Source organism: uncultured Campylobacter sp. (genome assembly GCF_938045465.1).
Classification (GTDB): Bacteria; Campylobacterota; Campylobacteria; order Campylobacterales; family Campylobacteraceae; genus Campylobacter_B.
Map to the genome: position 1 here is coordinate 1 of NZ_CALIBF010000043.1, position 6,777 is coordinate 6,777.

Annotated in this window: 7 protein-coding genes; all 7 read right to left on the reverse strand. The window is 50.4% G+C overall.

Features of this window, described 5'->3' with window-relative positions:
* Positions 1 to 138: 138 nt before the first annotated feature.
* Positions 139 to 897, reverse strand: a complete 759-nt coding sequence (locus tag Q0413_RS02385; protein ID WP_298986932.1) for an SDR family NAD(P)-dependent oxidoreductase — start codon at positions 895 to 897, stop codon at positions 139 to 141.
* Positions 898 to 1,007: 110 nt separating this feature from the next.
* Positions 1,008 to 1,589 carry a flavin reductase family protein gene (locus Q0413_RS02390; protein WP_298986935.1) on the reverse strand — a complete coding sequence of 194 codons (582 nt, stop codon included), beginning with the start codon at positions 1,587 to 1,589 and terminating at the stop codon, positions 1,008 to 1,010.
* Between the two features lie 175 nt (positions 1,590 to 1,764).
* Positions 1,765 to 2,241, reverse strand: coding sequence for a hypothetical protein (locus Q0413_RS02395; RefSeq protein ID WP_298986937.1), 477 nt, complete (start codon positions 2,239 to 2,241; stop codon positions 1,765 to 1,767).
* A 21-nt stretch (positions 2,242 to 2,262) separates the two neighbouring features.
* A complete protein-coding gene (locus tag Q0413_RS02400; protein WP_298986938.1) occupies positions 2,263 to 3,846 on the reverse strand; it encodes a tannase/feruloyl esterase family alpha/beta hydrolase in 1,584 nt (527 codons plus the stop codon).
* Positions 3,847 to 4,009: 163 nt separating this feature from the next.
* Positions 4,010 to 4,210, reverse strand: a complete 201-nt coding sequence (locus tag Q0413_RS02405; RefSeq protein ID WP_366939635.1) for a DUF1440 domain-containing protein — start codon at positions 4,208 to 4,210, stop codon at positions 4,010 to 4,012.
* 62 nt (positions 4,211 to 4,272) lie between these two features.
* Positions 4,273 to 5,424, reverse strand: coding sequence for an MFS transporter (locus Q0413_RS02410; RefSeq protein ID WP_298986940.1), 1,152 nt, complete (start codon positions 5,422 to 5,424; stop codon positions 4,273 to 4,275).
* 586 nt (positions 5,425 to 6,010) lie between these two features.
* Positions 6,011 to 6,777: bifunctional hydroxymethylpyrimidine kinase/phosphomethylpyrimidine kinase (locus tag Q0413_RS02415; RefSeq protein ID WP_298986943.1), on the reverse strand; the 767-nt coding region annotated here is incomplete at its 5' end.

Here is a 6,777-nt window from a genome sequence, read left to right on the forward strand (position 1 = left end):
CGCCTAGTACAAGAGCCGATTTTCCCATTTTCGTTCCCTGAATTTCTTTAAATTTTACCGCGTTGTGTGGTTAAATTTAACTCCGGCGCTACGTTATTCTAAATTTTACGCCTCGTCGCGCGACGCGTAATGCATAATTTAGCGTTTACCTGCATAGTCAAATCGCGGGGCTTGTAAGCTAAACTCGAAGCTGTTTCGATCCACCGCGCCTACGCACGCGTCGCTATCGTAAAGCGCGAGCAGGAATTCCGCCATCTCCTCGCTTGAATGATAGCGCTTAAAAGCCGCGTCGTAGTCGTAGCCCGCGTCATCCGTCGCCACGGGACCGAACTCCGCCCTAGTCGCGGCGGGCGCTAGAACTTTGGCCTGCATTTTGGCCTCTTTATCCTGCGCCAGCTCTCGGTGCAAGCCCTCCGTAAAGGCGCTTACGAAAAATTTGCTCGCGCAGTAGGTGACGGCGTTTGACACCATACTGTAGCCGCACGCAGAGGAGATATTGATGAGTTGGACGGGCTTGCGCTTGTAATCGCGCACGAAGAGGTGGCTTAGTAGCGTGAGCGAAATGACGTTGAGACGTAGCATCTGCGAGACTTTGGCGAGATCGCGCTCGCCGACCGCGCCGTAATCTCCAAAGCCCGCGTTGTTTATGAGCGCCTTTAGCTCGTAGCTTTTTAGCTCGTCCCAAAGTGCTAGGACGTTCTCGCTATTCACAAGGTCGCAAATTTTAATCACGACATCTGGTTCAGGCGAAATTTTAGCGATCTCGCTCTTTAAGCTTTGCAGTAACTCCGCTCTGCGCGCGATTAGGACCAAATTTTCTCCGCGCCCAGCAAACGCCTTCGCTGCGGCCGCTCCGATACCTGAACTTGCGCCGGTGATGACGATATATTTTTTCATTTTCTATCCTTTTTTGAATTCTTCAGTTTGAAATTTTACTAAAACCCGCCGCGTATTTACGCGTGTGCTCGTTTTAAATTTACAAATTTGCCAGCGTTTTGCGAGGCGGTTTATTCGTCGCTTATGGGCATGCGCTTGGTATCTACCGCTTTGCCGTCTAGATAGTACCGACCGCCGGCGACGTAGTGAAGCGTCTTTAGCTCGTCAGGGATCTTTTCAAACAGCCAGTGTCCGCCGTCAAATATCCGCTCGTCCGCATACGCCGCGACGACCTCGCCGATGAAAAGATCATAGCTCTGCTCGTTATGAGGCTCGGGGATACGCTTGCAAACGAGCCATGCGGCGCAGTCCGCGATCAGCGGTACGCGGGAGTCATCTTTATAAAAAATTTCCACGTTTTTCATCTTGTCCGCATTATCAAAGCGCGAGTTGTTCTCGGCACCCAGCTCGCTAAGCGGCTCCGCCTGCGCTGCCGTGGGGATCTGCACGGCGAAATACCCGCTCTTTTCGATGAGCGTCCGCGTGTACGAGCCATTATGCGGCACGATGGTAACTTTGTCGTAGTCAAGCGCCTGCGCCCACGTTATCGCCATCGCGTTGACGTCGCCATCGTATTTGGCCGACACGAGCGTGGTCGCGCCCGGGTTTAGGATACGGTATGATTTTTGTAGATCTACTTTGATGATAGCCATTTTTGCTCCTTTGATTAAATTTCATCGGCGGCAGATACCGCGAATAATCGAATCGGCTCGGTATTAATTTGCTCTAAATTTAAGGCTTAGCCTACTGAGCAGACCTAAGTCTTAGCGCGCTTGAATTAAATTTCTCCGCGGCGCGCGAAATTTGGCGGGTTTAAAATTCCACCCGCTATTTTCTGAGGATCTTATAGCTATTGCCGCTTTTTAGCAGCGAAATTTTGCCGTCCTTCGAGACATAGCCGCCTCCCTTAACTTTGCTTAAAATTTCGCTCTGCGGCAAGCTCGCCCAAAAAATTTCTACCCTGCTTTTATCCGCGGAAAATATCCCGTAGATCGCGAGCGTAGCGTTATCAGGGTCGTGCAGCCTCACGTCCGCGACGTCAAAGACCTGCACGCAACCATTCTTGATCTTTGAAAAGCTCTGCCCCGCAGCGACCAAGCAGCCGTGCTCATCCGTGCCGCCGCCTACCATCGGCCCCTGCACGGCGGGCACCTTGCAGACGCCCTCACTAGCGCCGCAGTCCGCAGCCGCGCTTTCGCCCCTCTTATCCATTGCGCTTATTTCCTCGCCTGGCTTTGTATCGTGCGCCGCGCAGCCGCACAAAAGCGCCGCCGCAAAGGCCGCGATTAAAATTTTACCTCTCATCTTTACTCCTTTAAATAAATTTTATCTGCACTCAAAGCTGCTCGCGCTATTTTCGTCGCCGCCTACGTAGGTAGCCACTTTTGGATACGCGCAGATAGGTAGCTGCTTGCCGGCGCGGCTCGTGCTTTTGCCTAGCAGGCTAGATGGAGCCGTTCCCTGCTCGCGCCACGCTTCAAGCGCGCTTAGCGGATCGACATCATCGATGCCGTTACCGCCGCCGCAGTGATTCATCCCAGGCAATGCAAAAAATCGCGCAAATTCGTCCGCGTCCGCGTTCGTTTCCACTAGCTTTTTAAACCAATCGCGCTGATCCATCGCCGAAAATACGGGATCGGAAACGCCCGTTACGATGATGAGTTTACCGCCGTTAGCGCGGAAGCTATCTAGCTTGGTCGAAATCGCATCGTTTATCGCCGCGGTTTCGAATGTTCGTTCTACGTCCTTATCGAAATCAAATTTTATCAGATCAAACTCCGGTTGCGGCGGCGTCAAGAAATAATAATTCATCGAACCCTTTGAGAGCACGATATTTCTAGCATTTGGCTCTGCCGTTTGCGAGTCGCCAAGCTTCCACATGCGCCAGCCGGGCTGATTTACCCCCGCGTCGTAAAACCAGCCGCTGTAAATTTGCTCGCCCTTGCTGTTTTTTGCGCCGTCAAATATCGCTTTTATTGCAGAAATTTTATCTTTGGGCAAATCAAGGCCGCTAGGATCAAATTTACAACGCTCCCAAGCGCTGATGATTCCGTCTTTTAGGCCGTCTAGTGCATCGCATTTATCTAAAACCGCCCTGCTTAGCTTATCCAGATCCTCCTGCGTAAGGGCGTTTGCAAAAATTTTCTCCCCCGCGGCGTTTTTAGGCGCGATATTCATAAGCTGCCGGTTATCCCACTGCTCCGCGATCGCCGCGCGCGAAAGCCTAAAACCCGGATTTGCCGCGATTACGCCGTCAAATTCCAGTGGATACCTCTGCGCCGCCATCAGAGCCGAGCGCCCGCCGTTTGAGCAGCCCATAAAATAGCTGTGCGCGGGCTCTTTTTTATACGCCTCGAAAACCAGCTGCTTTGAGACGCTCGCGACCTTGCCGATAGCCTGATACGCGTAATCCAGCCGCGCCTGTTGCTCGAGCCCAAACTCCGGCGTCGGCGTTGGATGACCAGAATCGGTCGCTACGACCGCGTAGCCCCTCATCAAAGCGGGCATTGCGGTGCTAGTGCGGATAGATACGGCGCCAAGAGCCGGTGCTACAAAGCCGTCCAAACCGCCTCCGCCCTGAAATAGCAGCTTGCCGTTCCAGTCGCCTGGCAAGCGCAGCTCAAATTTTATGCCGTAATGCTTGCCATCCGAGCCCGTGCGGGAGGCTATCTCGCCGTGAATTATGCAGTGCGGCGCGGCTTTTAGCGTCTTTTTGGCTCCGCCGGTTAGCGCAGACATCTTATCGGCGCCGATCTCACCGCTTTGATTCCAGATCGCTTCGTTAATCTTTGTATCGTAAATTTTTGCGCCCTTTAGCGCCGCGCAAGCCTGCTCGTCAAAATCGCTCGCAAGCGCTCCCTGTAAGCCCAGAGCAGCCGTAAAGATTGCAACTAAAATTTTATATTTCATTGCCGCTTCTTTTGAAATTTTATTAATCATAATTTTAACATAAAAATTTATCGTGATTTTACTGCGTTTATAAAAAATGATGGAATTCCTAGCGGAGCCATGCGGAATTTCAAATTTTAATTAAAAGGACGAAGCGCTCGGACAATCCACAGGATCAATCTGACTAACCAGCCGCGCAATTTCGCAAATCGCAGCGGAATACTTCGATCGCCCAAAACCAAACCGTGTGCCCGAAAAATTCCGAAACAAACTCATACCACGGAAGCTGAAAAAGCGGTGGTGTAAGTCCTAAAAGCGGCAGCGTGATGCAATGCACTGCGATATTTACGACGATACCGAACGCGACGCCCTGAAATAGCGTGATTTTAGGAAATTTCTCGACAGCGAAGTGTGCTTAATTTTAAATTCTGCTATTGTTGCAGAGAATTAAATTTCGCGCGTGCCCTTAAAGCTTGCACAGTAAAAAATCAGCAGCGCGGCGGCTAACGCAGCAAAGCCACAAAATATCCCTTGGTAGCTTAAATATTCAAGCGCCTTGCCACCTACGGCAGTACCGATGCCGCCTCCGAAAAATATCGCCGTGCCTATGATCCCGGAGGATAGACCTTTGGCGGAGCCACAACGAAGTGCCGCGCTTGCTAGGACGGACTGCGCGCAAACATAGCCAAATCCCAGCAAAAACGTCCCTACATATGCGGTGGCAGCGAAGCAACTCGCCAAAAGGCACAGCGCCGAAGCGGACGCCAAAAAGCCGAGGGATAGAATTTCTTTTGGCGGCAACTTCTCTTTTAAATATCTGGCAGCGTTTCCCGCCAAAAAGCAAGCGACGCCGTAAAGCATAAGGCAGGCTCCGGCAAAATTTGAGTTCAAGCACAGTTTTTTAAGTAGATAAGCGCCTATGAATGAATACGCCCCAAGCACGATTACGCCGTTACATAAAGCCAAAAAATAGCTTCTCAAAAGCGCAGCATCGCCGCGCAAGCTGGCTAGGGATTTTACGAAGCTCTCGCCTCCGCTTTTCGGAGCGTCTTTGAAATTTAGCGTAAATAGTGATACGAAAGATACCGCAGACAGCGCAGAAAAGGCTAAAAATATCTCCCTCCAAGAAAATCTAGCCACCGCCCATCCACCTAAAGCCGCACTCAGCCCCTGCCCTAAAAATACCGAGCCTAGAAATATCGCTACGATTTTTTGTCTATCCTTATCGTCATATGCATCGCCTATAACGCCGAGGCAGACGGCGATTATACCCGCTGCCGCGCATCCCGTGCAAAAACGAAATAAAACAAGCCACGCTAGACTTTTTGCAGTGGAGCAAAGAAGCGTAAATATCGCCAAAAAGAGCATTAGCGAGATTAAAATTTTACCTCTGCCGTAGCGATCGCTAAGATGTCCGTAAACCGGCTGAAGTAAGCCATAGGGGATCAGATATGCCGTCAAAACTGCGGAGGCGGCGCTTACCTGCACCCCAAACGTATCTGCGATGCTAGGTAGTAGTAGCGATGCGATCCAGTTATCTGCGGCAGAGATTATCCCTGAGACGATGATTAAGAGTAGTAGTCCTTTTTTGCAGTGCATTTTAAATTCCTAAATTTACGTAATTTTAGCCATTATAACTCTTTTGCTAGAAAATTCGGAATTTTAGCGAACTCAGCAAATATGAGACGAAAGGAATGGATCGCGAATTCGCAGCGGTGTCGCAATGCTGCGGCAAGTATAGCGCAATGGTCGGCATACAATGATGCATCTACCTTGAAGGGGCGAAGGCAGGTAGTAACGTGAGCAGTGAGTGCATGACTAGCTTATATTTATAATCCACTTTTTTCGCGTATAAAGACCTATAAGAAATAACGCAAATTTAACAATGCCACGAAGCAGGGCTATAGCATAAGGCAAATAAGGAAAGCCCTAACTTGCAACGCGAACCCTACAATAAAATTCAAAAATTCTTTAAAATTCTACGCGGATTATGATGCCTAAAAATCAACTAAAATTTTAAGTACGCACATCCCCGTAGTGCACGCTTTTTAGCCGCGCAATCTCATCGTTTATAACAAGCCGCGACGAACCGTTTGTATATAATCTTGTGCCGCTAGGTTAAATTTAATAGCAGCGGAATTTTGAAATTTTACGAATGCGGGGATTTCGACGAGCGCTTGAAATTTTAATCCGGGGCGATGATTTTGATTTCGTTCGCACAAGATCCGCTAAAGTCCGCGCCAAAGGGATCTTGGACCGTGAAATAATGATCTATCGCGCCGCATCCGTGTCCGATCTGCTCACCCCAGCCAAGCGCCATGCGCACGAAGCCCTTGGCATGGGCAACGGCTGCGGGCAAGCTAAGCCCTGCCGCCAGCGCGCACGCGATCGCGCTTGAGAGCGTGCAGCCCGTGCCGTGGGTGTTACGCGTAGAAATTTTAGGCGCAGAAAACTCATAAAATTTGCCGTTTTCATACAAAATATCAACCGCTAAATTTGTCAAATCCCCGCCCTCGCCGCTCGGTTTAAAACCAGCGCCTAGGGAGGCTGCGGATAAATTTTGTTCAAAAGAGGGCTCCGCGCTCGCCGTTAAAATTTCACATTCGCTAGTAAAATTTTTACCCGCGAAATTTGCGCTCTTCGTCAAATCCGCAAAATTTTCGCGTGCGCCATTTTCGCCCGTCTCGCGCTGCGAAGCATTAAAATTTCGCGCTACATTCATTTCCGCCGCGCCGCAAACCTCGCTCGCGCCCGCCAGATCGCCTCCTTTAATCAAAATCGCGCTGCCGAAAAACTGCGAAATTTTAACCGCAGCAGCGCGCATATCTGCTAAGCTTAAAATTTTCATCTCCGCCAAAACCTCTGCTTCGCGCACGTTGGGCGTGATGATCTCCGCGGCGGGAGCGAGCTTGTATTTTAGCGCATGCAGCGCGCTTTGTTTCATCAAAACTC

Bases quoted from the DNA above. Each gene is read 5' to 3' on its own strand.
- Q0413_RS02390 (WP_298986935.1), bottom strand. From the start codon at position 1,589: ATGGCTATCATCAAAGTAGATCTACAAAAATCATACCGTATCCTAAAC.
- Q0413_RS02410 (WP_298986940.1), bottom strand. From the start codon at position 5,424: ATGCACTGCAAAAAAGGACTACTACTCTTAATCATCGTCTCAGGGATA.
- Q0413_RS02400 (WP_298986938.1), bottom strand. From the start codon at position 3,846: ATGAAATATAAAATTTTAGTTGCAATCTTTACGGCTGCTCTGGGCTTA.
- Q0413_RS02395 (WP_298986937.1), bottom strand. From the start codon at position 2,241: ATGAGAGGTAAAATTTTAATCGCGGCCTTTGCGGCGGCGCTTTTGTGC.
- Q0413_RS02385 (WP_298986932.1), bottom strand. From the start codon at position 897: ATGAAAAAATATATCGTCATCACCGGCGCAAGTTCAGGTATCGGAGCG.